Annotated in this window: 27 protein-coding genes; 17 read left to right on the plus strand and 10 right to left on the minus strand. The window is 65.0% G+C overall.

The genetic code is table 11. The features are described 5' to 3' along the window. Positions 1-75: 75 nt before the first annotated feature. The gene (rph, locus tag ACIP21_RS06305; RefSeq protein WP_400685255.1) at positions 76-798 is read right to left on the minus strand and encodes a ribonuclease PH; all 723 of its coding nucleotides are present in this window, start codon (positions 796-798) and stop codon (positions 76-78) included. A gap of 205 nt (positions 799-1,003) precedes the next feature. Between rph and ACIP21_RS06310 the strand changes: the two genes are divergently transcribed. Both ACIP21_RS06310 and gmk read left to right on the plus strand, forming a co-directional pair. Further along, positions 1,004-1,867 carry a YicC/YloC family endoribonuclease gene (locus ACIP21_RS06310; protein ID WP_400685258.1) on the plus strand — a complete coding sequence of 288 codons (864 nt, stop codon included), beginning with the start codon at positions 1,004-1,006 and terminating at the stop codon, positions 1,865-1,867. 13 nt (positions 1,868-1,880) lie between these two features. Then, a complete protein-coding gene (gene gmk, locus ACIP21_RS06315; protein ID WP_400685260.1) occupies positions 1,881-2,501 on the plus strand; it encodes a guanylate kinase in 621 nt (206 codons plus the stop codon). A 98-nt stretch (positions 2,502-2,599) separates the two neighbouring features. Here gmk and ACIP21_RS06320 read toward each other — a convergent pair whose 3' ends face one another. The 3 genes from ACIP21_RS06320 to ACIP21_RS06330 form a co-directional block, all read right to left on the minus strand. Then, a complete protein-coding gene (locus ACIP21_RS06320; RefSeq protein WP_400685262.1) occupies positions 2,600-4,138 on the minus strand; it encodes an APC family permease in 1,539 nt (512 codons plus the stop codon). Between the two features lie 118 nt (positions 4,139-4,256). After that, complete coding sequence (locus tag ACIP21_RS06325; protein WP_400685265.1) at positions 4,257-5,012, minus strand: gamma-glutamyl-gamma-aminobutyrate hydrolase family protein; 756 nt, start codon at positions 5,010-5,012, stop codon at positions 4,257-4,259. Positions 5,013-5,016: 4 nt separating this feature from the next. Continuing rightward, a complete protein-coding gene (locus ACIP21_RS06330) occupies positions 5,017-6,399 on the minus strand; it encodes a glutamine synthetase family protein (RefSeq protein ID WP_400685268.1) in 1,383 nt (460 codons plus the stop codon). A gap of 206 nt (positions 6,400-6,605) precedes the next feature. On the opposite strand from ACIP21_RS06330, the gene ACIP21_RS06335 reads away from it, so the two are divergent. The 5 genes from ACIP21_RS06335 to ACIP21_RS06355 all read left to right on the plus strand — a co-directional run bounded on the left by ACIP21_RS06335 (position 6,606) and on the right by ACIP21_RS06355 (position 11,311). Further along, positions 6,606-7,478: a LysR family transcriptional regulator gene (locus ACIP21_RS06335; protein WP_400685270.1), complete on the plus strand. Its 873-nt coding sequence runs from the start codon at positions 6,606-6,608 to the stop codon at positions 7,476-7,478. Between the two features lie 203 nt (positions 7,479-7,681). Then, positions 7,682-7,945 (plus strand): DNA-directed RNA polymerase subunit omega, encoded by a 264-nt coding sequence (gene rpoZ / locus ACIP21_RS06340; RefSeq protein ID WP_016394025.1) that lies wholly within the window; start codon positions 7,682-7,684, stop codon positions 7,943-7,945. Between the two features lie 59 nt (positions 7,946-8,004). Next, positions 8,005-10,113: a bifunctional GTP diphosphokinase/guanosine-3',5'-bis pyrophosphate 3'-pyrophosphohydrolase gene (gene spoT / locus ACIP21_RS06345; protein WP_400685272.1), complete on the plus strand. Its 2,109-nt coding sequence runs from the start codon at positions 8,005-8,007 to the stop codon at positions 10,111-10,113. A 23-nt stretch (positions 10,114-10,136) separates the two neighbouring features. Beyond that, positions 10,137-10,517: a RidA family protein gene (locus tag ACIP21_RS06350; RefSeq protein WP_009684531.1), complete on the plus strand. Its 381-nt coding sequence runs from the start codon at positions 10,137-10,139 to the stop codon at positions 10,515-10,517. Between the two features lie 56 nt (positions 10,518-10,573). Next, positions 10,574-11,311, plus strand: a complete 738-nt coding sequence (locus tag ACIP21_RS06355) for a hypothetical protein (RefSeq protein ID WP_400685879.1) — start codon at positions 10,574-10,576, stop codon at positions 11,309-11,311. Between the two features lie 187 nt (positions 11,312-11,498). Here the strand turns inward: ACIP21_RS06355 and ACIP21_RS06360 are convergent, their stop codons facing one another. Then, complete coding sequence (locus tag ACIP21_RS06360) at positions 11,499-12,356, minus strand: SDR family oxidoreductase (protein ID WP_400685274.1); 858 nt, start codon at positions 12,354-12,356, stop codon at positions 11,499-11,501. A gap of 190 nt (positions 12,357-12,546) precedes the next feature. Here ACIP21_RS06360 and exbB point away from each other — a divergent pair, with 190 nt between their 5' ends. From exbB to ACIP21_RS06390, 6 genes are all read left to right on the plus strand, one after another. Beyond that, positions 12,547-13,515 (plus strand): tonB-system energizer ExbB, encoded by a 969-nt coding sequence (exbB, locus tag ACIP21_RS06365; RefSeq protein ID WP_400685277.1) that lies wholly within the window; start codon positions 12,547-12,549, stop codon positions 13,513-13,515. A 3-nt stretch (positions 13,516-13,518) separates the two neighbouring features. Next, the gene (gene exbD / locus ACIP21_RS06370) at positions 13,519-13,947 is read left to right on the plus strand and encodes a TonB system transport protein ExbD (RefSeq protein WP_400685279.1); all 429 of its coding nucleotides are present in this window, start codon (positions 13,519-13,521) and stop codon (positions 13,945-13,947) included. Next, the gene (locus ACIP21_RS06375) at positions 13,944-14,675 is read left to right on the plus strand and encodes an energy transducer TonB (protein ID WP_400685281.1); all 732 of its coding nucleotides are present in this window, start codon (positions 13,944-13,946) and stop codon (positions 14,673-14,675) included. Before exbD ends, ACIP21_RS06375 begins: the two co-directional genes overlap by 4 nt. A 94-nt stretch (positions 14,676-14,769) precedes the next feature. Continuing rightward, positions 14,770-15,696, plus strand: coding sequence for a hydrogen peroxide-inducible genes activator (locus ACIP21_RS06380; protein ID WP_027917036.1), 927 nt, complete (start codon positions 14,770-14,772; stop codon positions 15,694-15,696). Positions 15,697-15,699: 3 nt separating this feature from the next. Beyond that, positions 15,700-17,778, plus strand: coding sequence for an ATP-dependent DNA helicase RecG (recG, locus tag ACIP21_RS06385; protein ID WP_400685285.1), 2,079 nt, complete (start codon positions 15,700-15,702; stop codon positions 17,776-17,778). A gap of 78 nt (positions 17,779-17,856) precedes the next feature. After that, positions 17,857-19,260, plus strand: coding sequence for an HDOD domain-containing protein (locus tag ACIP21_RS06390; protein WP_400685288.1), 1,404 nt, complete (start codon positions 17,857-17,859; stop codon positions 19,258-19,260). Positions 19,261-19,348: 88 nt separating this feature from the next. Here the strand turns inward: ACIP21_RS06390 and ACIP21_RS06395 are convergent, their stop codons facing one another. From ACIP21_RS06395 to ACIP21_RS06410, 4 genes are all read right to left on the minus strand, one after another. After that, positions 19,349-19,723 carry a helicase gene (locus tag ACIP21_RS06395; protein ID WP_400685290.1) on the minus strand — a complete coding sequence of 125 codons (375 nt, stop codon included), beginning with the start codon at positions 19,721-19,723 and terminating at the stop codon, positions 19,349-19,351. Between the two features lie 142 nt (positions 19,724-19,865). Continuing rightward, positions 19,866-20,162 carry an HU family DNA-binding protein gene (locus tag ACIP21_RS06400; protein WP_060507706.1) on the minus strand — a complete coding sequence of 99 codons (297 nt, stop codon included), beginning with the start codon at positions 20,160-20,162 and terminating at the stop codon, positions 19,866-19,868. Between the two features lie 187 nt (positions 20,163-20,349). Then, the gene (locus ACIP21_RS06405; protein WP_400685293.1) at positions 20,350-21,498 is read right to left on the minus strand and encodes an NAD(P)/FAD-dependent oxidoreductase; all 1,149 of its coding nucleotides are present in this window, start codon (positions 21,496-21,498) and stop codon (positions 20,350-20,352) included. 16 nt (positions 21,499-21,514) lie between these two features. Next, positions 21,515-21,682 (minus strand): rubredoxin, encoded by a 168-nt coding sequence (locus ACIP21_RS06410; RefSeq protein WP_028689962.1) that lies wholly within the window; start codon positions 21,680-21,682, stop codon positions 21,515-21,517. 114 nt (positions 21,683-21,796) lie between these two features. On the opposite strand from ACIP21_RS06410, the gene ACIP21_RS06415 reads away from it, so the two are divergent. Both ACIP21_RS06415 and ubiA read left to right on the plus strand, forming a co-directional pair. Next, positions 21,797-22,354: a chorismate--pyruvate lyase family protein gene (locus tag ACIP21_RS06415; protein ID WP_400685296.1), complete on the plus strand. Its 558-nt coding sequence runs from the start codon at positions 21,797-21,799 to the stop codon at positions 22,352-22,354. Next, complete coding sequence (ubiA, locus tag ACIP21_RS06420) at positions 22,354-23,244, plus strand: 4-hydroxybenzoate octaprenyltransferase (protein ID WP_400685298.1); 891 nt, start codon at positions 22,354-22,356, stop codon at positions 23,242-23,244. The genes ACIP21_RS06415 and ubiA overlap by 1 nt, the downstream gene beginning before the upstream one ends. A 103-nt stretch (positions 23,245-23,347) precedes the next feature. Here ubiA and ACIP21_RS06425 read toward each other — a convergent pair whose 3' ends face one another. Then, positions 23,348-23,716 carry a hypothetical protein gene (locus tag ACIP21_RS06425; RefSeq protein ID WP_400685301.1) on the minus strand — a complete coding sequence of 123 codons (369 nt, stop codon included), beginning with the start codon at positions 23,714-23,716 and terminating at the stop codon, positions 23,348-23,350. Between the two features lie 174 nt (positions 23,717-23,890). Between ACIP21_RS06425 and phoB the strand changes: the two genes are divergently transcribed. Next, positions 23,891-24,580 (plus strand): phosphate regulon transcriptional regulator PhoB, encoded by a 690-nt coding sequence (phoB, locus tag ACIP21_RS06430; RefSeq protein ID WP_003253341.1) that lies wholly within the window; start codon positions 23,891-23,893, stop codon positions 24,578-24,580. A gap of 48 nt (positions 24,581-24,628) precedes the next feature. After that, complete coding sequence (phoR, locus tag ACIP21_RS06435) at positions 24,629-25,936, plus strand: phosphate regulon sensor histidine kinase PhoR (RefSeq protein ID WP_400685303.1); 1,308 nt, start codon at positions 24,629-24,631, stop codon at positions 25,934-25,936. Positions 25,937-26,115 lie beyond the last annotated feature (179 nt).

Genomic DNA, 26,115 nt, shown 5'->3' on the forward strand with positions numbered 1-26,115 from the left:
CGATCTCTTGTAGGAGCGGCCTTGTGTCGCGAAAGGGCCGCAAAGCGGCCCCAGCTTTATCAGATCAGATCGAAGTCAGTCGGCCAGGGCAGCGTTCTGCAGTTCGAAGATTTCAGTCATGCCCTTCTGCGCCAGCGCCAGCATGGCGTTGAAGTCTGCAGGCTGGAACGGCGCGCCTTCGGCGGTGCCCTGCACTTCGATGAAACCACCGGCGCTGGTCATCACCACGTTCAGATCGGTCTCGGCAGCCGAGTCTTCCAGGTAGTCCAGGTCGAGCACGGCTTCGCCCTGATACATACCCACCGAAACGGCAGCGATCATGTGCTTGAGCGGGTTGCCGGCCTTCAGGCCGCCGCGCTTCTTGATCACCGCCAGGGCATCGCACAGGGCGACCATGGCACCAGTGATGGACGCGGTGCGGGTGCCGCCATCGGCCTGGATCACGTCGCAGTCGATGTACAGGGTGATGTCGCCGAGCTTGCTCATGTCCAGCGCGGCGCGCAGCGAGCGGCCGATCAGGCGCTGGATTTCCAGGGTGCGGCCGCCTTGCTTGCCACGGCTGGCTTCGCGCTGGTTACGCTCGCCGGTGGAACGCGGCAGCATGCCGTACTCGGCGGTCAGCCAGCCTTGGCCCTGGCCTTTGAGGAAGCGCGGCACGCCGTTTTCGACGCTGACCGTGCAGATGACCTTGGTGTCACCGAACTCGACCAGTACCGACCCTTCGGCGTGCTTGGTGTAGTTGCGGGTGATGCGGATCGAGCGGAGCTGATCGGCGGCGCGACCACTTGGACGTTTCATCTGGGATACCTGTACTGGGACTTTGAATCTGACCGCCATTATAGGGCCCGTCGCCCGAGGTGGACATGCCTATTGTCGCGCCCCCGGCAGCCTGTCGCCTTTTCCCACCCGCGCGCCCACGCTCTGTAACATGGGCGGATTGGGCGCCACGGGCGCACTGCGCTACAATCCCGCGCCTTCCCTTCTTTTACGCGAGGTACTTTCCATGGTGCACAGCATGACCGCTTTTGCGCGTGTCGAGCGCGCCGGCAGCCAAGGCACCCTGGTCTGGGAACTGCGCTCGGTCAACCACCGTTACCTCGAGCCGCACCTGCGCTTGCCCGATGCCCTGCGCGACCTCGAAGGCGCCGTGCGCGAAGGCCTGCGCCAGGGCCTGTCGCGCGGCAAGGTCGAATGCACCCTGCGCCTGCACGAAGACAGCAGCGGCAAGCCGCTCAAGGTCGACCGCGAGCGCGCCGCGCAGCTGGTCGCCGCCGCCGAGGAAGTGGCCGGGCTGATCAAGCAGCCCGCCGCGCTCAACCCGCTGGAAGTGCTGTCCTGGCCGGGCGTGCTGGTGGCCGACGCCAGCGACCCGCAGGCCCTCAACGCCGAAGCCGTGGCGCTGTTCGACGAAGCCCTGGGCGAACTCAAGGCCGGGCGCCTGCGCGAAGGCCAGGAACTGGCCCGACTGATCAACGAGCGCCTGGACAGCATGGCCAGCGAGGTCACCACCCTGCGCGCCCTGGTGCCGCAGATGCTCGCGGCCCAGCGGCAGAAGATCCTCGACCGCTTCGGCGACCTCAAGGCCGAACTCGACCCCCAGCGCCTGGAGCAGGAAATGGTCCTGCTGGCACAGAAGAGCGACGTTGCCGAGGAACTCGACCGCCTCAGCACCCACGTCAACGAAGTGCGCCGGGTGCTCAAGTCCGGCGGCGCCGCCGGCCGGCGCCTGGATTTCCTCATGCAGGAACTCAACCGCGAAGCCAACACCCTGGGCTCCAAGGCCTTCGACCCGCGCAGCACGCAAGCGGCGGTCAACCTGAAGGTGTTGATCGAGCAGATGCGTGAACAAGTACAGAACATCGAGTAAGGCCACCCCCACCATGAATCAAAGCAGCGGCACCCTCTACATCGTTTCGGCTCCCTCCGGCGCCGGCAAGACCAGCCTGGTCACCGCCCTGATCAAGGCCGACCCGCGCGTCAGCGTCTCGGTCTCGCACACCACCCGCGCCATGCGCCCGGGTGAGGAACACGGCGTGAACTACCACTTCGTCAGCCATGACGATTTCAAGGGGCTGATCGCCCAGGGTGACTTCCTCGAGCACGCCGAGGTGTTCGGCAATTTCTACGGCACTTCGCGCAGCGCGCTGCAAGAAGTGCTGGACCAGGGCAACGACCTGATTCTGGAAATCGACTGGCAAGGCGCCCAGCAGGTGCGCAAGCTGATGCCCGAGGCACGTTCGGTGTTCATTCTGCCGCCGAGCCAGCAGGCCCTGCGCGAGCGTCTGGATGGCCGTGGCCAGGACAGCGAGGAGATCATCGCCGGGCGCATGAAGGAAGCGGTCAGCGAGATGGAGCATTACGACGAGTATGAGTACGTCATCATCAATGACGACTTCGCCGTGGCGCTGGAGGAATTGAAGGCGGTGTTCGTGGCCAACCGGTTGCTACTTAAGAAGCAACAGCAGCGCCACGAGATCCTGCTGAAGCAATTGATCGGCTGAAGAATTCGCGGGTAAACCCGCTCCCACAGGGATTGCGGCGCATTCAAGACCAGCGCCGAACCTGTGGGAGCGGGTTTACCCGCGAATGGCTCGAAAGGCTATTCCTGAAGTGGCAGGGTAGCCTGCTGACGCAGGGTCGCCCCCAGGAAATAAGCCGGCGCCCGCATCCGCGAAATCATCATCAGCACGATCCCCAGTGCCGAAATGATCGCTGCAATCACGAACACCAGCCCCAGCCCTGCCACGTGCGAACCGCTGCCGAAGTCCGGCGAGGCGCTGTCGATCGCCGTGCGCACGAAGATCACCGACAGGATCACCCCACCCACCAGCGGGCACAGGCCGCGCATGAAGAAGTGGCGCAGGCTGCCGAACAGGCTGTCGCGGAAGTACCACACGCAGGCGAACGCCGTCAGCGAATAGTAGAAGCAGATCATCATGCCCAGCGCAGTGATGGTGTCGGCCAGCACGTTCTCGCTCAGGGTGCGCATGGTCACGTAGAACACCCCGGCCGCCACGCCGGCGCAGATGGTCGCGTAGCGCGGCGTCTGCGAGCGCGGGCAGACGCTGGCGAACTTCTGCGGCACCGCACCGTAGTAGCCCATGGCAAGCAGCGTGCGCGCCGGCGACACGAAGGTCGACTGCAGCGAGGCCGCCGTGCTGGCCAGCACGGCGATGGACATCAGGATCGCCAGCGGCCCCATCACCGGCCCGGCCAGGTGGGCAAAGACGTTTTCCTGGATGCGCGGGTTGTTCAGGCCCAGGCCATGCTCGCTGATGCCGGCGAACTGCAGGGTGGCGATGGCGGTGACCAGGTACAGGCCGAGGATCAGCAGCACGGTCCAGGTGGCGGCCTTGCCCGGCACCTCGTCGCTGCCGATCGACTCTTCGCTGACGGTCAGGCACACGTCCCAGCCCCAGAAAATGAAGATCGACAACGACAGCCCGGCGGCAAAGGCCGAGAACGACTCGACGCCGAACGGGTTGAACCAGGCGAAATCGAATTCCAGCGGCGGCGGCGCAGTGGTGCCGCCGAAGGCGGCGAAGGCAAAGCCCAGCAGCACCAGCAACTGCAACGCCACCAGGCCGTACTGCACGGTCATGGTGGTGGCCATGCCGCGGCAGCAGATCCACACCGCCAGGGCGATGAACACGCAACAGGTGGTGATGTTCACCAACAGGTTGTCGGCCAGGGCCGCCAGTTCGTGCTGGCCGGTGATCTGGCTGAGGAACAGGTAGAAGAAATCGACGGCCACGCCGGCCAGGTTGGACAGCACGATGGTGGTGGCGACCACCAGCCCCCAGCCGCCGATCCAGCCGATCATCGGGCCGAAGGCGCGGGCCGACCAGGTAAAGGAGGTGCCGCTGTCCGGCTCGGCCGAGTTCAGCTCGCGGTAGCCCAGGGCGACCAGCAGCATCGGCAGGAAGCCAACGATGAACACGGCGGGAAGATGCGCACCGACCTCACGCACGGTCGGGCCGAGGGCGCCGGTCAGGGTGTAGACCGGGGCGATGGTGGAAATGCCCAGCACCACGCTGGCCAGCAGGCCAAGACGGCCCTTGGCCAGGCCTTTGCTGCGCTGAGTGCTGCCCGAGTCGGCCACGTCGGGTGGGCGGCCGGCTTCTGTGTAATTGCTCATGAGTTTGTGCCGTAACTATTGGAATTGTTTTCACAGGCCCCGTACCCAGGGCCTGCTTCCACTCATTGAAAGCGCGCTGCCGGGGGTAGGTCATCCCGGACTTTCGGCTGACTTGCGGTCAGGCCTCCCGTGCAGCATGGGCAATGCAGGCCTCGCGGAACGCCTGGAACAGGCGCAGCGAGACCGGGTTGTCGGCGAAACGCCATTCCGGGTGCCACTGCACGCCGAGCACGAAGCCCGGCGCGTCAGGCATCGACACCGCCTCGATCAGGCCATCCGGGGCCCGTGCCTCGACCCGCAGGCCCGGGGCCAGGCGGTCGATGCCCTGACTGTGCAGCGAGTTGACCTCGAACTGCGCAGCCAGACCCAGCCGCTCGAACAACCCGCCAGGCGCAATGCTGACGGGATGGCGAGGGCCATACTGCACCTCCAGGGGTGCCTCTTCGGGTTCGCGATGGTCCAGGTAGCCGGGCAGTTCGTGCACGCGCTGGTGCAAGCTGCCGCCCAGGGCCACGTTCAGTTCCTGGAAGCCCCGGCAGATGCACAGCACCGGCACGCCGGCAGCGATGGCCGCCTGCAGCAACGGCAGGGTCAGGCGGTCACGCGCCAGGTCGTGGCGGGTGCCGTCGGCGCTGGGAGCGCCATTGTAATGATGCGGCTCGACATTTGAAGGCGAGCCGGTAAAAACAATGCCGTCGAGCTGGGCCAGCAGCGCCTGCGGGTCGCTGCCGCCGTCGCGGGCCGGCAGGATCAGCGGCAACCCGGCAAAGCCCGCGGCCTCCACATACTTGTCGCCCACCGTGTGCGACGAGTTCTTCCCCACCTGCTGGCGGCAGGCGCTGACACCGATCAAGGGGACCGCAGTTGCGCTCATGGGCTTACACCGTGTGCAGGTACCAGTTGTACTCGAGGTCGGAAATCGACACTTCGAACTCGGCCAGCTCGCTTTCCTTGCAGGCCACGAAGATATCGATGTAGTCCGGACTGATGTATTGGTTGAGGACTTCGCTGTCATCCAGCGCGCGCAGGGCATCGCGCAGGTTGTTCGGCAGGCTCTGTTCCAGCTGCTCGTAGGAGTTGCCTTCGATCGGTGCAGGCGGCTCGACCTTGCCGGTCAGGCCGTGGTGGATACCGGCGAGGATCGCCGCCAGCATCAGGTACGGGTTGGCGTCGGCGCCGGCGACGCGGTGCTCGATGCGCACGTTGTCGCTGCTGTCGGTCGGCACGCGCACGGCCACGGTGCGGTTGTCCAGGCCCCAGCTCGGCGCGTTCGGCACGTAGAACTGCGCGCCGAAGCGGCGGTAGGAGTTGATGTTCGGGCAGAGGAAGGCCATCGACGCCGGCATGGTTTCCAGTACGCCGCCGACGGCATGGCGCAGGGCGTCGCTTTGCAGCGGGTCGTCACTGGCGAAGATGTTCTTGCCGGTCTTCTTGTCGAGCAGCGAGATGTGCACGTGCAGGCCGTTGCCGGCCTGGCCCGGGTAGGGCTTGGCCATGAAGGTGGTGTCCATTTCATGGTCGTAGGCGACGTTCTTGATCAGGCGCTTGAGCAGGATCGCGTAGTCGCAGGCCTTCAGCGGGTCGGCCACGTGGTGCAGGTTGACCTCGAACTGCGCCGGGGCGCTTTCCTTGACGATGGCGTCGGCCGGCAGGCCCTGCTCCTTGGCCGCTTCGAGCATGTCCTGCAGGCAGTCGGCGTATTCGTCGAGGTCGTCGATCAGGTACACCTGGGTCGACTGCGGGCGCTTGCCGGAGATTGGCGAGCGTGGCGGTTGCGGGCGGCCGTTGAGGTTGTCCTGGTCGATCAGGTAGAACTCCAGCTCGAACGCGGCGCAGATGTCCAGGCCCAGGGCGTCGAACTTGCTCACCACCTGGCGCAGCACCTCGCGCGGGTCGGCGAAGAACGGCTCGCCTTCGATCTCGTGCATGGTCATCAGCAACTGCGCGGTCGGGCGCTTCTGCCAGGGCTCATTGGAGAGGCTGCCGGCGATCGGGTAACAGATGCGGTCGGCGTCGCCGATGTCCAGGCCCAGGCCGGTGCTTTCCACGGTGGAGCCGTTGATGTCGAGGGCGAACAGCGACGCCGGCAGGTTGATGCCCTTCTCGTACACCTTGTGCAGGCTGGCCCGCTCGATGCGCTTGCCGCGTACCACGCCGTTCATGTCGGAGATCAGCAGGTCGACGTACTGCGTATCCGGATGGGCCTGAAGGAAGTCATTCATCTCGCTGGAAGTACTGGCGCACGGGGTGACCGACGTCATGGCTTACATCCTATGATTTGCTGCGGCGATGTGGGGGATACGGCTGGCGCCTCACGGGCGACGATGGTTGCAGCTGTTGTTCTTTTCACTTTCCCATCGTGGGGATTGGTTACCCGACCGGGCGCATTGATTCCCGGGGGCCGTTTCACTATAAAATGGCCCTGACGCAACAGACATTGGCAATTCGGCAAGCAGAGCGTGCACCAATGCAATATCAGATTACCCACGCCGACCTCTCCCTGGTCCTGGCACTGGAGCGCGGTCGCTCGCTGGCCAAGGCCGCGGAACTGCTCAAGGTCGACGTCTCGACCGTGTTCCGTTCGATCCGGCGGCTGGAGTCGGCGCTCGGCACCGCGCTGTTCGTCAAGAGCCGCAAGGGCTACCTGCCGACCGACACCGCCCAGGCCCTGGCCGAACAGGCCGAACGCGCCGAGCAGGCGCTGGAGGCCGCACGCATCGCCATGACCAGCGGCGAGCAGGTGGTCAGCGGCACCGTGCGCCTGACCTGCACCGAAGCGGTGATGCACAGCCTGCTGCTGCCGGCGCTGGCGGCGTTCATGCCCAACTACCCGGCGCTGTCGCTGGAGATGGGCACCTCCAACACCTTCGCCAACCTCAGCCGGCGCGATGCCGACATCGCCCTGCGCCTGACCAACACGCCGCCGGAACACCTGGTCGGCCGCTGCCTGGGCTCTACTTCCTACGTGATCTGCGGCCAGCCGCAGTGGCGCGCGCGCCTGGACGAGGCGGCGGGCAGCGTGCCGTGGATCGCCCCGGACGACTCGATGCAGGACCACCCCACGGTGGTCTGGCGCAACCAGCAGTATCCGGGGCTGAGCCCGCGCTATCAGTGCAGCGGCATGTCGACCATCGCCCAGCTGGTGAGCACCGGCCTGGGGGTGGCGGCGTTGCCGGACTATATGGTGGATGCGCTGCCGGGCGTCGAGGCCTTGAGCGGGCCGCTGCCGGGGTGCGATACCCAATTGTGGCTGCTGACCCGCCCGGATTGCCGGGCACTGCGCTCGGTGCAGACATTGTTCGAGGAACTGACGCCGCGGTTGCGGGATGCGATGCTCTGAGGTTATCGTCGGGATCATGCAGCGAGGGCGTCTGCTGCGGCCCTTTCGCGGGCAAACCCGCTCCCACAGAGTGCAGAGATACCCAGGCCTGACGAGATAGCCGACAAAACAGCGCTTCCCTATTGGCTGGTGATTTTTTAAACTATCGAGTCCGCCTGCCCATACTGGGCGCACGCCTACCGCATTTGCTACTGAGGAAGACCATGGCCCGCGTAACTGTTGAAGACTGCCTGGAACACGTGGATAACCGTTTTGAGCTGGTCATGCTCTCGACCAAGCGCGCCCGTCAGCTGGCTACCGGCGGCAAAGAGCCGCGCGTAGCGTGGGAAAACGACAAACCGACCGTGGTCGCCCTGCGCGAAATCGCCGAAGGTATCGTCACCCCTGAGTTCATCGCCGCCGAAGAGATCGTCACCGAGGATCCGGTCTTCGCCGCGTTCGAGGACGAGTCCAACGAGGCTGTCTGATCGATGCCCTGTCGACGTCGCGCGGCACAAGGCCTTCTTCCTCGGCAAGAGGTGAAACCATGCCGGGCATAGAAGCCTTAGCCGAACGGCTGTCGACCTACCTGGGCCCCGAACAGGTCAACCTGGTTCGCCGCGCCTATTTCTATGCCGAACAGGCACACGACGGGCAGCGCCGCCGCAGCGGCGAGCCCTACGTGACCCATCCGCTGGCCGTGGCCAGCATCCTCGCCGACATGCACATGGACCATCAGAGCCTGATGGCGGCCATGCTGCACGACGTGATCGAAGACACCGGCATCGCCAAGGAAGCCCTCTGCCAGCAGTTTGGCGAGACCGTGGCCGAACTGGTCGACGGGGTCAGCAAGCTGACCCAGATGAACTTCGAGACCAAGGCCGAGGCGCAGGCCGAGAACTTCCAGAAGATGGCCATGGCCATGGCCCGCGATATCCGCGTGATCCTGGTCAAGCTGGCCGACCGCCTGCACAACATGCGCACCCTGGAAGTGCTGTCCGGCGAAAAGCGCCGGCGCATCGCCAAGGAAACCCTCGAGATCTACGCCCCCATCGCCAACCGCCTGGGGATGCACACCGTGCGCGTGGAGTTCGAGGACCTCGGCTTCAAGGCCATGCACCCGATGCGCTCGTCGCTGATCCACCGGGCGGTGAAGAGCGCGCGCGGCAACCGCAAGGAGATCGTCGCCAAGATCGAGCACTCGCTGGCCAACTGCCTGGCCGCCGACGGCATCGAGGGCGAGGTCAGCGGCCGGCAGAAACACCTCTATGGCATCTACAAGAAGATGCGCGGCAAGCGCCGCGCCTTCAACGAGATCATGGACGTGTACGCCTTCCGCATCATCGTCGACAAGGTCGACACCTGCTACCGCGTGCTCGGCGCCGTGCACAACCTGTACAAGCCGCTGCCCGGCCGCTTCAAGGACTACATCGCGATCCCCAAGGCCAACGGCTACCAGTCGTTGCACACCACGCTGTTCGGCATGCACGGCGTACCCATCGAGATCCAGATCCGCACCCGCGAGATGGAAGAGATGGCCAACAACGGCATCGCCGCGCACTGGCTGTACAAGTCCAACGAGGACGAGCAGCCCAAGGGCAGCCATGCCCGCGCACGGCAGTGGGTCAAGGGCATCCTCGAGCTGCAGCAGCGCGCCGGCAACTCGCTGGAATTCATCGAGAGCGTGAAGATCGACCTGTTCCCGGACGAGGTCTACGTGTTCACGCCCAAGGGCCGGATCATGGAGCTGCCCAAAGGCTCCACCGCCGTCGACTTCGCCTATGCGGTGCACACCGACGTCGGCAACAGCTGCATCGCCTGCCGCATCAACCGCCGCCTGGCGCCGTTGTCCGAGCCGCTGCAGAGCGGTTCGACGGTGGAGATCGTCAGTGCCCCGGGCGCCCGGCCGAACCCGGCCTGGCTCAACTTCGTGGTCACCGGCAAGGCGCGCACGCACATCCGTCACGCGCTCAAGCAGCAGCGCCGTTCCGAGTCGATCAACCTTGGCGAGCGCCTGCTGAACAAGGTGCTCACCGGCTTCGACAGCAGCCTGGAGAAGATTCCCCAGGAGCGCATCCAGGGCATTCTCGCCGAGTACCGCCTGGAACTGATCGAAGACCTGCTCGAAGACATCGGCCTGGGCAATCGCATGGCCTACGTGGTCGCCCGCCGCCTGCTGTCGGCCGAAGGCGAGCAGTTGCCGGCGGCGGAAGGCCCGCTGGCCATCCGCGGCACCGAAGGTCTGGTACTGAGCTACGCCAAGTGCTGCACGCCGATCCCGGGTGACCCGATCGTCGGCCACCTGTCGGCCGGCAAGGGCATGGTCGTGCACCTGGAAAACTGCCGCAACATCAGTGAAATCCGACACAACCCGGAGAAGTGCGTACAGCTCTCCTGGGCCAAGGACATCACCGGCGAATTCAATGTAGAGTTGCGCGTGGAACTCGAACACCAGCGCGGCCTGATCGCGCTGCTGGCCAGCAGCGTCAACGCTGCCGACGGCAACATCGAGAAGATCAGCATGGACGAACGCGACGGCCGTATCAGCGTGGTCCAACTGGTGGTCAGCGTGCACGACCGCGTGCACCTGGCGCGTGTGATCAAGAAGCTGCGTACCCTGACCGGCGTGGTCCGCATCACCCGCATGCGTACGTAGTCCGCCAACCGCAAGGAGTCATCATGAGCAAGACCGTCATCAACAGCGACAAGGCCCCTGCCGCTATCGGCACCTACTCCCAGGCGATCAAGGCCGGCAACACCGTGTACATGTCGGGGCAGATTCCGCTCGACCCGAAGACCATGGAACTGGTCGAAGGCTTCGAAGCCCAGACCGTTCAGGTGTTCGAGAACCTCAAGGCCGTGGCAGAAGCCGCTGGCGGTTCGTTCAAGGACATCGTCAAGCTGAACATCTTCCTCACCGACCTGAGCCACTTCGCCAAGGTCAACGAAGTGATGGGTCGCTACTTCGAGCAGCCGTACCCGGCCCGCGCCGCCATCGGCGTCGCCGCGCTGCCTAAAGGCGCCCAGGTCGAAATGGACGCCATCCTGGTCATCGAATGATGCCCCTGGTGACGGGCGCCCTGCCCGTCACCCTCCCCCTGCAAGGTTATCCCCTCATGCGTCAAGCACTGCTCCTCGCGCTGGCAGGCCTGCTTCTGGGCGGCTGCGCCAACCACAAACCCCAAGACTACGCTGGAACCTGGATCAACCAGGACGCCATCGATGCCACCGTCAAAAGTGGCAAAGTGCTCGAGACACTTTCTGCGCAAGGCGCAGTGTCCGAGATACAGATCGACAACCAAGGCCAGCAGGCCACTTACCTGCACGATTCCTTCGAACACGTCAGTGGTCGCCTCAGCCCTGCGGACGACACCCTTCGATTCGTCGACAGTTCCGGCAAGGAACAGCTGAAACTGAAGGGTGACGAACTGCACTTCACCACCTATGACGGCAACCAACTGGTCTTCGTCAAACCCAAGGCAGCTGAGCCTGCGGGCACCGTCCAGCCTTTGGGCAGCACCTTCAGAAAAGCGCTGTATCAAGCCTACCTCGGAGGATCGTGGAAGATCACCGAAGGCCAGGGCGTGGGCGCCACGGTGCACTTCAATGACAACAGCAGCGTTACCGGCCTTCCAGGGCCTGCCTACTACGCGCTGTGCATGGGGGGTGACTGTCGCAACATGGCCGGCGACAACGACAGCATGTGGCTGGAGCGCGATCAACGGGGTGCGCCGTTCATCTTCAAGCGCGATGGCGACACGCTGACCATCTTCAAGGCAGTGAATACCGCCCAGCCGGACGAGATTCCGCAACTGGTCGCCGGTGCGCGGCAGTGGGTGCTGGAGCGGGACTGACGCCTCTCGTCAATCCGAGTGCCATCCCTGTGGGAGCGGGTTTACCCGCGAAGCAGACAACGCGGTGGATGGCACGGGCTTCGCCCCTGTTCGCGGGCAAGCCCGCTCCCACAGGGGACCGCGCAGGCTTTTCAGATTCCGAGCAAGACAGTTGCTCCCGAAAAAGAACACCGCGCAGGCTTATGGATCAGCGCTTGCCTGCCAGAATCGCCGCATAGCCTTGCTTGTAGCTCGGATACACCGGCGCCCAGCCCAACGCCCGCACCCGGGCATTGCTGCAACGCTTGCTGCCGGTACGGCGCACGCGCTGCTCATCGGACCACTCGGTAACCCCCATGTACTCCCGCAGCCAGGCCACCACGTCGGCCAGCGGCGCGGGGTCGTCGTCGACACCGATATAGCAGTCCTCCAGCGCCGCGCCGTCGGCATCGGCCTGCAACAGGAAGGCCATCAAGCTGGCCGCATCCTCGGCATGAATCCGGTTGCCGTACAGCGGCGGCTCCTCGGCCACCCGATACCCCTGGCGCACCTGGCTCAGCAGCCACTCCCGGCCCGGCCCATAGATCCCGGTCAGGCGGATCACGCTGGCCGGGATGCCGCTCGCCAAGGCCAGGCCTTCGGCTTCGAGCATCACCCGCCCGGAATAGCCCTCAGGCTCGGTGGCCGCCGTTTCGTCGATCCACGCCCCGTCCTGCTGCGCGAACACACTGCTGCTGGAAACGAACAGCAACCGACGCGGGCGCTGGCCGCGCTCGGCCAGCCAGCCCAGCACATGGCGCAAACCCTCGACGTAGGCGCTCTGGTAACCGGCTTCGTCATGCTGGCTGGCGGCCACGCAGTACACCAGGTAGTCCGGCGAACGCTGCGGCCAGGACGGTGGAATGGCAGGGTCGGCAAGGTCGGCAGCGATGGGGGCGACACCCTCGGGCAACTGCCCCACCGAGCGGCGCAGGCCACTCACTTGCCAGCCTTTGGCCAGCAACTGGCGGGCCAGACGGCCGCCTACATCACCGCAACCCACAATTACTGCAGAAAGGCCTGACATCTCTAAACTCCTAGACCAAAGGATCAGGCTAGCCGCATTGGACGATGGACGGCTAGACCACAGGTGAAAAAAGCAACAAGATTACTTTTGTTAACAAGAATTACTTGCAATAATGGCACCCCTATCTGTTCTCGGCCTATTTCGAGGCCTTGGAGAACGCACACTTTCTTCTTCATCAGGTCCGGCCAGCATGACACGTACTCAACCTTCCGCTTCGCCAACCCCGTCGCGCGCCTGGCGCGCCATCGCCGCGCTGATGTTCAGCCTGGTGCTGGCCCCGCTGGCCATGGCCGATGAGCCCAACGCCAATGCCGCCACCACGGCCGCCGCCAGCGCCCCGGCCAGCCCGGCTGCCACCCCGGCACCCGCCGCCGAAGGCCAGGCCGCTACCCCGGTCGACGCACCTGCCGCTGCCGACCCGGCCGTCCAGGAACTGGTTGAAGACACCTCGCTGGGCATGGCCCACGACCTGTCCCCATGGGGCATGTACAAGAACGCCGACATCATCGTGAAGATCGTGATGATCGGCCTGGCCATCGCGTCGATCATCACCTGGACCATCTGGATCGCCAAAGGCTTCGAGCTGATGGGCGCCAAGCGTCGCCTGCGGGGCGAAATCGCCGCACTGAAACAGTCGGTGAGCCTGAAAGAAGCCAGCGAAGTCTCCAATAAAGAAGGCACCCTGGCCCACACCCTGGTCCACGATGCCCTCGAAGAGATGCGCCTGTCGGCCAACGCCCGCGAGAAGGAAGGCATCAAGGAACGCGTCAGCTTCCGCCTGGAGCGCCTGGTAGCCGCCAGCGGCCGCAGCATGAGCAACGGCACCGGCGTGCTGGCCACCATTGGTTCGACCGCTCCATTCGTCGGCCTGTTCGGTACCGTATGGGGCATCATGAACAGCTTCATCGGCATCGCCAAGACCCAGACCACCAACCTGGCCGTGGTAGCCCCAGGTATCGCCGAAGCCCTGCTGGCCACCGCCCTGGGCCTGGTCGCGGCGATCCCGGCCGTGGTCATCTACAACGTCTTCGCCCGCTCCATCGCCGGCTACAAGGCACAGGTGTCCGACGCCTCCGCCCAGGTACTGCTGCTGGTCAGCCGTGACCTGGACCACCAGGGTGGCGAGCGCGCCGCCCCGCACATGGTGAAAGTGGGGTAAGCCATGGGCCTGCATCTCAACGAAGGTGGCGACGACCTCGCCGAAAACCACGAAATCAACGTTACGCCGTTCATCGACGTGATGCTGGTGCTGCTGATCATCTTCATGGTCGCCGCCCCCCTGGCCACGGTCGACATCAAGGTCGACCTGCCGGCCTCGACCGCCAAGCCGGCGCCGAGGCCGGAGAAACCGGTGTTCGTCAGCGTCAAGACCGACCAGAAGCTGTACGTCGGCGACGATCAGGTGGCAGCCCCCGAACAGCTTGGCCAGATGCTCGACGCCAAGACCAAGGGTGACAAGGAAACCACCATCTTCTTCCAGGCCGACAAGGGCGTGGATTACGGTGACCTGATGGAAGTGATGAACACCATGCGCGCGGCCGGTTACCTCAAGGTCGGTCTGGTAGGTCTCGAGACGGCAGCCAAGAAATGACGAAAACGCGCTCAAACATGGCGCGCTACGGTGGCAGCCTGGCAATCGTGCTGGGCTTGCACGCGGTTGCCGTGCTGCTGACGCTCAACTGGTCGGTGCCCCAGGCCATCGAGCTGCCGCCGGCAGCCATGATGGTCGAGCTGGCGCCGCTGCCTGAGCCCGCGCCGCCACCGCCACCGAAGGTCGCACCCCAGCCACCGGCCGAGGTCGAGGAGCCGCCGCTGCCCAAGCTGGTCGAGGCGCCGAAGCCGAAGATCGCCGTCGCCAAGCCCAAGCCCAAGCCGAAACCTCAGCCGCCCAAGCCCGAGAAGAAGCCTGAGCCGCCGAAGGACGAGCCGCCGGCCAAGGAAGAAGTGGTCGACACGCCGCCAAGCAACACGCCACCGCAGAAATCGGCGGCACCGGCACCGAGCATCGCCTCCAACAGCAAAGCGTTGCCGACCTGGCAGAGCGACCTGCTGCGCCACCTGGCGAAGTACAAGCGCTACCCGGAAGACGCTCGCCGTCGAGGCCTGCAAGGTATCAACAAGCTGCGTTTCGTGGTCGACGCCGAAGGCAAGGTGGTTTCCTATGCCATGGCAGGCGGCTCCGGCAGCGCGGCCCTGGACCGGGCGACGATGGAAATGATCCGCCGCGCCGGCACCGTACCGAAACCGCCAGCGGAGCTGCTGACCAATGGCACGATCGAGGTGGTGGCGCCGTTCGTCTACTCCCTGGACCGCCGCTGACACTTTTGTTTCTGTCACAAATCGGCAAGTCTGATAACGTGCGTCTATCGATTGCAGCCGCTATGCTGGGCCCGCAACTTCATGGACGCACGTTATGACCCTCACAGAATTACGCTACATCGTCACGCTCGCTCAAGAGCAGCACTTCGGCCACGCCGCCGAGCGCTGCCATGTCAGCCAGCCGACCCTGTCGGTCGGCGTGAAGAAGCTCGAGGACGAGCTGGGCGTGCTGATCTTCGAGCGCAGCAAGAGCGCGGTGCGCCTGACCCCGGTCGGCGAAAGCATCGTCGCCCAGGCGCAGAAGGTGCTGGAGCAGGCCCAGGGCATCCGTGAACTGGCCCAGGCCGGCAAAAACCAGCTCACCGCCCCGCTCAAGGTCGGTGCCATCTATACCGTCGGCCCCTACCTGTTCCCGCACCTGATCCCGCAGTTGCATCGGGTGGCGCCGCAGATGCCGCTGTACATCGAAGAGAACTTCACCCACGTGCTGCGCGAGAAACTGCGCAACGGCGAGCTGGACGCAGTGATCATCGCCCTGCCGTTCAACGAAGCCGACGTGCTGACCCTGCCGCTGTACGACGAGCCCTTCTGCGCGCTGATGCCGGCCGACCACCCGTGGACGGCGAAGAAGACCATCGACACCGCCATGCTCAATGACAAGAGCCTGCTGCTGCTCGGCGAGGGCCACTGTTTCCGTGACCAGGTCCTGGAAGCCTGCCCGACGCTGAACAAGGGCGGCGACGGTGCCAAGCACACCACGGTCGAATCCAGCTCGCTGGAAACCATCCGCCACATGGTCGCCTCGGGCCTTGGCGTGTCGATCCTGCCGTTGTCGGCCGTGCACAGCCACCACTATGCCCCGGGGGTCATCGAAGTGCGTCCGCTCACGCCACCGGCGCCGTTCCGCACCGTGGCCATCGCCTGGCGCGCCAGCTTCCCGCGGCCGAAGGCGATCGAGATCCTTGCCGACTCGATCCGCCTCTGCTCGGTGGCCAAGCCGCCCGTGGAACAACCGGCCTGATCCATGACTGAGCTGTCGAAGGTCTCGGTCACCGCGCTCAAGGGCGTAGGCGAAGCCATGGCGGAAAAGCTCGCCAAGGTCGGCCTGGAGAACCTGCAGGATGTGCTGTTCCACCTGCCCCTGCGCTACCAGGACCGCACCCGCGTGGTGCCCATCGGCCAGCTGCGCCCGGGCCAGGACGCGGTCATCGAAGGGGTGGTCAGCGGCGCCGACGTGACCATGGGCAAGCGCCGCAGCCTTGTGGTGCGCCTGGGTGACGGCAGCGGTGTGCTGAGCCTGCGCTTCTACCACTTCAGCAACGCGCAGAAGGAAGGCCTCAAGCGTGGCACCCACCTGCGCTGCTACGGCGAAGCCCGCCCCGGCGCCTCGGGCCTGGAAATCTACCACCCGGAGTACCGCGCGCTGAACGGCGATGAGCCCGCGCCCCCGGTCGAGCAGACCCTGACGCCGATCTACCCGTCCACCGAAGGCCTGACCCAGCAGCGCCTGCGCCTGCTGTGCCAGCAGAGCCTGGGCATGCTCGGCCCGCGCAGCCTGCCCGACTGGCTGCCCGACGAACTGGCCCGCGACTACCACCTGGCACCGCTGGACGATGCCATCCGCTACCTGCACAACCCGCCGGCCGATGCCGACGTCGACGAACTCGCCGAAGGTCAGCACTGGGCCCAGCACCGCCTGGCCTTCGAAGAACTGCTGACCCACCAGCTGTCCCAGCAGCGCCTGCGCGAAAGCCTGCGCAGCCTGCGCGCGCCGGTGCTGCCCAAGGCCAAGCGCCTGCAGGCGCAATACCTGGCCAACCTGGGCTTCAAGCCGACCGGCGCGCAGCAGCGGGTTGCCAACGAAATCGCCTACGACCTGAGCCAGCACGAACCGATGCTGCGCCTGGTCCAGGGCGATGTCGGCGCCGGCAAGACCGTGGTCGCTGCCCTCGCCGCGCTGCAGGCCCTTGAGGCCGGCTACCAGGTGGCACTGATGGCGCCCACCGAGATCCTCGCCGAACAGCACTACATCACCTTCAAGCGCTGGCTCGAGCCGCTGGGCATCGACGTCGCCTGGCTGGCCGGCAAGCTCAAGGGCAAGGCCCGCGCCAGCGCCCTGGAACAGATCGCCGGTGGTACGCCGATGGTGGTCGGCACCCACGCGCTGTTCCAGGAAGAAGTGCAGTTCAAGCACCTGGCCCTGGCGATCATCGACGAACAGCACCGCTTCGGCGTGCAGCAGCGCCTGGCCCTGCGCAAGAAAGGCGTGGCCGGCCAGCTGTGCCCGCACCAGTTGATCATGACCGCCACGCCGATCCCGCGGACCCTGGCCATGAGCGCCTATGCCGACCTCGACACTTCGGTGCTCGACGAGCTGCCGCCCGGCCGCACCCCGGTGAACACCGTGCTGGTCGCCGACAGCCGCCGCTTCGAGGTGGTCGAGCGCGTCCGCGCCGCCTGTGCCGAAGGGCGCCAGGCCTACTGGGTGTGCACGCTGATCGAGGAATCCGAAGAACTCACCTGCCAGGCTGCCGAAAGCACCTTCGAGGAGCTTGGCAGTGCCCTGGGCGAGCTGCGCGTGGGGCTGATCCACGGGCGCATGAAACCGGCAGAAAAGGCCGCGGTGATGGCCGACTTCAAGCAGGGCAACCTGCAGTTGCTGGTCGCCACCACGGTGATCGAGGTCGGCGTCGACGTGCCCAACGCCAGCCTGATGATCATCGAGAACCCCGAGCGCCTGGGCCTGGCCCAGCTGCACCAGCTGCGCGGCCGGGTCGGCCGGGGCAGCGCGGTGAGCCACTGCGTGCTGTTGTATCACCCACCGTTGTCGCAGATCGGCCGCGAACGCCTGGGGATCATGCGCGAGACCAACGACGGCTTCATCATTGCCGAAAAGGACCTGGAGCTGCGCGGCCCCGGTGAAATGCTCGGTACCCGCCAGACCGGCCTGTTGCAGTTCAAGGTCGCCGACCTGATGCGTGACGCCGACCTGCTGCCGGCGGTACGCGATGCCGCCCAGGCGCTGCTGGCACGCTGGCCCGACCATGTCAGCCCGCTGCTCGACCGCTGGCTGCGCCACGGCCAGCAATATGGCCAGGTGTGACGCCTGTCCCAGAATGGATCCAGCTTTGCGAACAGGCTGGTTATACTTTGCTTTCAAAAGAAATAGTGGATACAGACCATGACTGAAGTTGCCCTGGATACCGCAACCCCACACGCACCGTCTGTCATCCGGCTGTTGCTCGAAAAAGTTGGCGTGCCCTTCAGAGAAGTGGCGGAACACCCAGCGTTGCCGGCCGCATCACGGGTGCAGGCGGTCCTTCTTGATGACGAGATCGGTGCCCTTCTGGTGCTGTTCCCACAGAGCAAGCTGCTGGACCTCAGCCGCCTCGAAGAACTGACCGGGCGCAAGCTCAAGGCCGTGCCGGTGCCGCGCCTCAAGCAGATGCTCGACAAGCACCAGCTCAAGACCTTGCCGGCCATCCCGGCGCTGACCAGCTCACCGTGCCTTTACGAAGGCAAGTTGCTCGAATCCGAGCGACTGCTGATCCAGTCCGGTGAAGCCGGGCTATTGCTGGAAATCGACAAGGAAAACTTCAAGCGCATGCTGAAGAAGGCCAGTGCTGGCAGCTTTGGCCAGCCCGTGCGCGACATCCGCCCCAACCTCGACCGGCCGGATGACGACCCCAAGGAAATCACCCAGGCGGTGCAGGCCTTCACCGCCCGGCGCATCCAGAAGCGTCTTGAAGAGACCATCGAGATTCCGCCGCTGGCCGACACCGCGCAGAAGATCATCAAGCTGCGCGTCGACCCCAACGCCAGCATCGACGACATCACCGGCGTGGTCGAGACCGACCCGGCGCTGGCCGCCCAGGTGGTCAGCTGGGCCGCCTCGCCCTACTACGCCTCGCCCGGCAAGATCCGCTCGGTGGAAGACGCCATCGTTCGCGTGCTGGGCTTCGACCTGGTGATCAACCTGGCCCTGGGCCTGGCGCTGGGCAAGACCCTGAGCCTGCCCAAGGACCATCCGCAGCAGGCCACGCCGTACTGGCAGCAGTCGATCTACACCGCCGCCATCATCGAGGGCCTGACCCGCGCCATGCCGCGCGCCGAGCGCCCGGAAGCCGGCCTGACCTACCTGGCCGGGTTGCTGCACAACTTCGGCTACCTGCTGCTGGCGCACGTGTTCCCGCCCCATTTCTCGCTGATCTGCCGCCACCTGGAGGTCAACCCGCACCTGTGCCACACCTTCGTCGAGCAGCACCTGCTGGGCATCAGCCGCGAACAGATCAGCGCCTGGCTGATGAAGCTGTGGGACATGCCGGAAGAACTGTCCACCGCGCTGCGTTTCCAGCACGACCCGACCTATGACGGCGAATATGCGGCGTTTCCCAACCTGGTGTGCCTGGCCACCCGCCTGCTGCGTTCACGCGGGATTGGCTCGGGGCCGCAGGAAGCGATCCCGGACGAGTTGCTGGAGCGTCTGGGGATCACCCGGGACAAGGCCGAGGAAGTGGTGAGCAAGGTGCTCGAGGCCGAGTCGCTGTTGCGCGAGCTGGCGTCCCAGTTCAACGCCCCGCACTGAGGGTTGGCTTTGAACCTGTGGGAGCGGCGGGGGGATGGCACCGGCTACGCCGGTGTTCGCGGGTAAACCCGCTCCCACAGGGTATGCGTCAGCCTTTCTTCTTGGGTTTCAGGTACTTCATCAACCCCTGGAACCACATCACCAGCGCCGGGTTGCCCTTGATCTGGATGCTCTTGTCCTGAATCCCCTGCATGAAGGCCAGCTGCTTGTTGCCGGCCTGCATCGTGGCGAAACCATAGGCCGCGTCCTTGAAGGCGATGGCGAAGGCCGGCTGCGGGTGGCTGCCGCCCTTGCTGCTGACGCGCTCGTTGCTGACGATGAAGTGCCGGGCGACCTTGCCGTCCAGGGTCTGCATCTGGAACACCAGGTCCTTGTCCTTGAGTTGCTGCTGGAACGCCGGGTTGTTGCGGCTGGCCCTGGCCATCAGCAGCCCCATGGCCCAGAGAAGAAAGCGAAACTTCATCAACGCGCCTCGAATGAAAAATGACTGAGGCGCGCAGTTTATCCTTTTCTTGAACTTTTTATGCAAGTTCGAAACATTTCACCTGCATAAAGCACAACGGGCGCCCTGAGGCGCCCGCTTGATCGACACTGGGATCAGCCGGTCACTTTTTCTTGGCCGGCTTGGCCGGTACGTTGACGCTGTCGCGCAGGTTCTTGCCCGGCTTGAAGGCGACGGTGTTGCTGGCCTTGATCTTCACCGGCTCACCGGTCTGCGGGTTCTTGCCAGTGCGAGCGCCACGATGGCGTTTTTCAAAGGTACCGAAACCGACCAGGGTGACCGTGTCCTTGTCCAGGGCACCGGTGATGCTGTCGAGAATAGCGTTCAATACCTGGTTGGCCTTTTCCTTGGTCAGGTCGGCCTTTTCGGCGATGACAGCGGCGAGTTCTGGTTTACGCATAGTGAAGCCTCTTTGACGGGATTTCTTGTTGTTATGCCGTGCTGCCATTGAAGCAGCGTTCAAGGCACCGCAGGCTCTAATCTGCGGCAGACGGAACTGAGAATGGCACGCCGACCGGGGCCGCGCCAGTATCTGGGCGGCCATTGTGGGGGCAACAACAGGATAAATCCGACAGAACGCCCGCCATTCATGCCATCAGGGCGGGTAACTGGCGATTGAGGGCCAGTTTTTCCATCACCGCGCTACCGGTCAGGGCATAGCCGAGCAGCTGGCCGTCGGCGGCATGGCAGAGCACTTTCAGGTCACTGCCCTGCCCTTCGACCTGCCAGTTGCCTTCACGGCCCAGAGGCGGCGGCGAAACCACCAAGGGGCAGGCCGGGGTCTTCACGGTGATCGGCATCGGCCCGTAGCTGACCTGGGTTGGGTTGCCGGCCAGGGTCTGGGCCAGGGCGCGGGCGCAGGCCATCAGCGGCATGACATAGAGCAGGTTGATGCCGTCGACCTCGGCGCAGTCGCCCAAGGCGAAGATATTGGCGTGCGAGGTACGCAGCTGGCGGTCCACCACCACGCCTCGGTTGGTCTGCAGGCCGGCGGCGGCGGCCAGGTCGGTGCGCGGGCGCAGGCCGATGGCCGAGACCACCAGGTCGCAGGCGATCACCTGGCCGTCGGAGAGGTGCGCTTCGAGGCCTTCACCGACCTGGTCCAGGCGTGTCAGCACCGGACCGAGGTGGAAGCGCACGCCCAGGCCTTGCAGGCCGGCCTGCACGGCCGTGGCCGCCGCCGGGTGCAACAGCGTCGGCATCACCTGTTCGCACGGTGCCACCACATCGACCTGGAAACCGCCCAGGCTCATGTCGTTGGCGAACTCGCAGCCGATCAGGCCGGCGCCGAGAATCAGCACCCGTTGCTTGCCGACGGCGGCCGCACGGAAGCGGGCGTAGTCCTCGAGGTCGTTGATCGGGAAGACCCACTGCGCAGCGTCGCCCTCGATCGGCACCTGCACGGTCTGCGCGCCCCAGGCCAGCACCAGGTCGCGGTACTCGACCGCTTCCTCGCCGATCCACAGGCGCTTGTGGCCCGGGTCGATGCCGCTGATGCGGGTGTGGGTGCGGACCTCGGCCTTGAGCTGCTCGGCCATGGCACCGGGCTCGGCCATGCACAGGCCGTCGGCGTCCTTGTTTTTGGCAAAGCCGGTGGACAGCATCGGCTTGGAGTAGGAACGGCCATCGTCGGCGGTAATCAGCAACAGCGGCGTGTCGCCGTCAAGCTTGCGAAACTCGCGGGCCAGGTTGTAGCCGGCCAGGCCGGTACCGATGATTACCACTGGGGACGTCATGCCGTGTTTTCCTCTATCAGCCGATGGCGATCATTTCGAAGTCGCTCTTGCCCACGCCGCAGTCTGGGCACAACCAGTCTTCCGGCACGTCTTCCCAGCGCGTGCCGGGGGCGATGCCGTCGTCTGGCCAGCCCTGGGCTTCGTCGTAGATCAGGCCACAGACAATACACTGCCACTTTTTCATCGGGTCGGTTCCTCGGTCAGGCTCAGGCTTTTTTGTATAGGCGGGCATTATGCAAGCAGTCGGGGCAATCATGCTAAGCTCGCGGCCTCTCTGGCTGTCATCAAGCATACCGACGTGTCGTACGAAACCCCGCAAGCAGCCGCTGTCGCGTGGCTGCCGTATTCACAGCTGGCCACCGATAGCGACCAGCCAACCCTGGACTGGCTGTTCGACGAAGGCTCCCTGACCCGCCGCCTCACCCGCCTGTCCCATGATCACTTCAGCGTCACGCCCCTGTTCGAGGGCTGGCAGCCGCTGCGCGCCGACGAATGCCAGGCCCTGGGCATCGCCCCAGGCGCCGAGGGCTGGGTGCGCGAGGTGTACCTGCGCGGCCATGGCGAACCGTGGGTGTTCGCCCGCAGTGTGGCCAGCCGCAGCGCCCTGGAGCGCGGCGGGCTGGACCTGGAAACCCTGGGCAGCCGTTCGCTGGGCGAACTGCTGTTCTGCGACCAGGCGTTCATCCGCCACCCGATCGAGGTGTGCCGTTATCCACAGGGCTGGCTGCCAGCCGCCGTCGCCCATGACGGCCTGTGGGGCCGGCGCTCGCGCTTCGAGCGTGACGGTCTCGACCTGCTGGTGGCCGAGGTATTCCTGCCTACACTGTGGCAGGCGGCCAAGGAGGAGACCCACTGATGTACCTGCAACTGCTCAAGTCGCTGAACCGCCTGCACCCGCGCGCCTGGGACTTCATCCAGCTCAGCCGCATGGACCGCCCCATCGGCATCTACCTGCTGCTGTGGCCGACCCTGTCGGCGGTGTGGATTGCCGGGCAGGGTTCGCCGACCCTGGCCAACGTGCTGATCTTCGGCATCGGCGTGGTGCTGATGCGTGCCGCGGGCTGTTGCATCAACGACTTCGCCGACCGCAAGGTCGACGGCCACGTCAAGCGCACCGCCGACCGGCCGCTGGCCAGTGGCCGGGTCCGGTCGCGCGAGGCCCTGGCACTGTTCGCCATCCTGGTCGCGGTGAGCTTCCTGCTGGTGCTGTGCACCAACAGCCGCACCGTGTGGCTGTCGTTCGGCGCGGTGGCCCTGGCCTTCTGCTACCCGTTCATGAAGCGCTACACCTACTACCCGCAGGTGGTGCTGGGCGCCGCGTATTCCTGGGGCATCCCCATGGCCTTCAGCGCCGCCGGCGGCGAGCTGCCGGCCAGCGCCTGGCTGCTGTACATCGCCAACCTGCTGTGGACGGTGGGTTACGACACCTACTACGCCATGGTCGACCGCGATGACGACCTGAAGATCGGGGTGAAATCGACCGCGATCCTGTTCGGCGAGGCCGACCGGGTGATCATCCTGACCTTGCAGCTGCTGTCGCTGGGCTGCCTGCTGCTGGCGGGCAGCCGCTTCGAGCTCGGTGGCTGGTTCCACCTGGGGCTGCTGGGGGCGGCGGCATGCTTTGCCTGGGAGTTCTGGTCGACGCGCAAGCTGGACCGTGAATCGTGCTTCAAGGCGTTCCTGCACAATCACTGGGCGGGGTTGCTGGTGTTCATCGGCGTGGTGCTGGATTACGCATTGCGCTGACATTCACCACCCCCTGTGGGAGCGGGTTTACCCGCGAATGCGTCTGTAGACCCACCAACGCATTCGCGGGTAAACCCGCTCCCACAGGGTCATGCGATATCCCTCAAGGCTTGGCCACGTGCCAGACGTCCTTCATGCCATCACCGGTCATGTCGCCGGCCTTCTTGTCCTTGACGAAGGTGTACACCGGCTTGCCGTCGTAGGCCCACTGCATCTTGCCGTCGTCACGCTTGATCTGTGTCCACTTGCCATCGGCCTTTTCGCCACCCATGACCATCAGCGGCGGCCAGTTGGTCGCGCAGTCACCATTGCACATGGACTTGCCGCCAGCGTCTTTATCGAAGGTGTAGAGCGTCATGCCATTGTGATCGACCCACATGCCGTCCTTCTCCATGGCATGGTGGGCCGAAGCCACTCCAGGCAGCGCAAATGCAGCGATCAGGGCCATCCAGCTCAGCGTGTGTCGTGTCATTGGATTCACCATAAATTCGGGCGTGGAATGCGTAGGGTTTGCCGCCACGGCGGCTCTGTGTAGCCTAGTCCAGTCATTGAATGTCGCCAGAACGGCCAACACCCTGTCACACAGCTGCAATAATTCCGTTATCTAATGCGGGCCAAGACACGATTCCCGGGAGAGGTTTTGAGCATGGTTGGCAGAAACATTCTGATCGTCGACGACGAAGCACCGATTCGCGAGATGATCGCCGTTGCCCTGGAAATGGCCGGCTATGACTGCCTGGAAGCGGAAAACTCCCAGCAAGCCCATGCGATCATCGTCGACCGCAAGCCCGACCTGATCCTCCTCGACTGGATGCTGCCCGGCACCTCCGGCATCGAGCTGGCCCGCCGCCTCAAGCGTGACGAGCTGACCGGGGACATCCCGATCATCATGCTCACCGCCAAGGGCGAAGAGGACAACAAGATCCAGGGCCTGGAAGTGGGCGCCGACGACTACATCACCAAACCGTTCTCGCCACGCGAGCTGGTGGCGCGCCTGAAGGCCGTGCTGCGCCGTACCGGCCCGAGCGACAGCGAAGCGCCGATCGAAGTCGGCGGCCTGCTGCTCGACCCGATCAGCCACCGCGTGACCATCGACGGCAAGCCAGCCGAAATGGGCCCGACCGAATACCGCCTGCTGCAGTTCTTCATGACCCACCAGGAGCGCGCCTACACCCGTGGTCAGCTGCTCGACCAGGTGTGGGGCGGTAACGTGTATGTCGAGGAACGCACTGTCGACGTGCACATCCGTCGCCTGCGCAAGGCACTGGGTGAAGCCTACGAAAATCTGGTACAAACCGTCCGGGGCACTGGCTACCGCTTCTCCACCAAGAGCTGACAAAGCCCGGAAGCGCCAAGCTGCACGTCGTTGTACAAGGACCGTCAATTGAACCAGAACTGGCACGCGACCCTTATTCGCCACTTGCTGCTGCTGGTCAGCGTCTGCCTGATCGGTGGCCTGGCCAGTGGTTACTACGGCTGGAGCCTGGCCATCGGCCTGGCGCTCTACCTGGGTTGGACCCTCAAGCAACTGTTGCGCCTGCACGACTGGCTGCGCAACCACCAGCCCGACGAAGCCCCGCCCGATGGCTACGGCCTGTGGGGCGAGGTGTTCGACAGCATCTATCACCTGCAACGCCGCGACCAGCGCGTGCGCGGGCGCCTGCAGGCGGTGATCGACCGGGTGCAGGAGTCCACCGCGGCCCTGCGCGACGCGGTGATCATGCTCGACAGCGATGGCAACCTGGAATGGTGGAACCGCGCCGCCGAAACCCTGCTGGGCTTCAAGACCCCCCAGGACGGCGGCCAGCCGGTGACCAACCTGGTGCGCCACCCGCGCTTCAAGGAATACTTCGAGGCCGAGAACTACCTCGAGCCGCTGGAGATCCCGTCACCGATCAACGACCGCCTGCGCGTGCAGCTGCACATCACCCGCTACGGCAACAACGAGCACCTGATGCTGGTGCGCGATGTCACCCGCATCCACCAGCTCGAACAGATGCGCAAGGACTTCATCGCCAACGTGTCCCACGAGCTGCGCACGCCGTTGACGGTGATCACCGGCTACCTGGAAACCCTGCTGGACAACGTCGAGGACGTGAACCCGCGCTGGAAGCGGGCGTTGCAGCAGATGACCCAGCAAGGCTCGCGCATGCAGACGCTGCTCAACGACCTGTTGCTGCTGGCCAAGCTGGAAGCCACCGACTACCCGTCGGACAACCAGCCGGTGGCGGTCGATGCCCTGCTGGCCGCCATCAAGAACGATGCCCAGGCGCTGTCCGGCCAGCGCAACCAGCGCATCACCCTGGAAGCCGCGCCGGGCCTGCGCCTGAAGGGCAGCGAGTCGGAGCTGCGCAGCGCCTTCTCCAACCTGGTGTTCAATGCGGTGAAATACACCCAGGACGAAGGCAGCATCCGTATCCGCTGGTGGAGCGACGAACAGGGCGCGCACCTGTCGGTGCAGGATTCGGGCGTGGGCATCGATGCCAAGCACCTGCCGCGGCTGACCGAGCGCTTCTACCGGGTCGATTCGAGCCGGGCGTCGAACACCGGTGGCACCGGGCTGGGCCTGGCGATCGTCAAGCACGTGCTGATGCGCCACCGCGGCAAGCTGGAAATCAGCAGCGTGCCGGGGCATGGCAGTACCTTCACCTGTCACTTTGCCCCGGCACAATTGGCCGCAGGCAGGGGCTGAGATCGGGGCTGCCTTGCAGCCCTTCGCGGGCAAGCCCGCTCCCACAGAAACCGCGTAGCGACTGGAACCGACGCGATCCGTGTGGGAGCGGGCTTGCCCGCGAAGGCCTTCAGCCGCTACATTGGATCCCCTGTGCCAGCAAGAGCTGGCACTTTTTTTCTCTCCTTTTCTAAGACGGA

This window comes from Pseudomonas sp. NPDC089401 (assembly GCF_044749485.1).
GTDB lineage: Bacteria > Pseudomonadota > Gammaproteobacteria > Pseudomonadales > Pseudomonadaceae > Aquipseudomonas.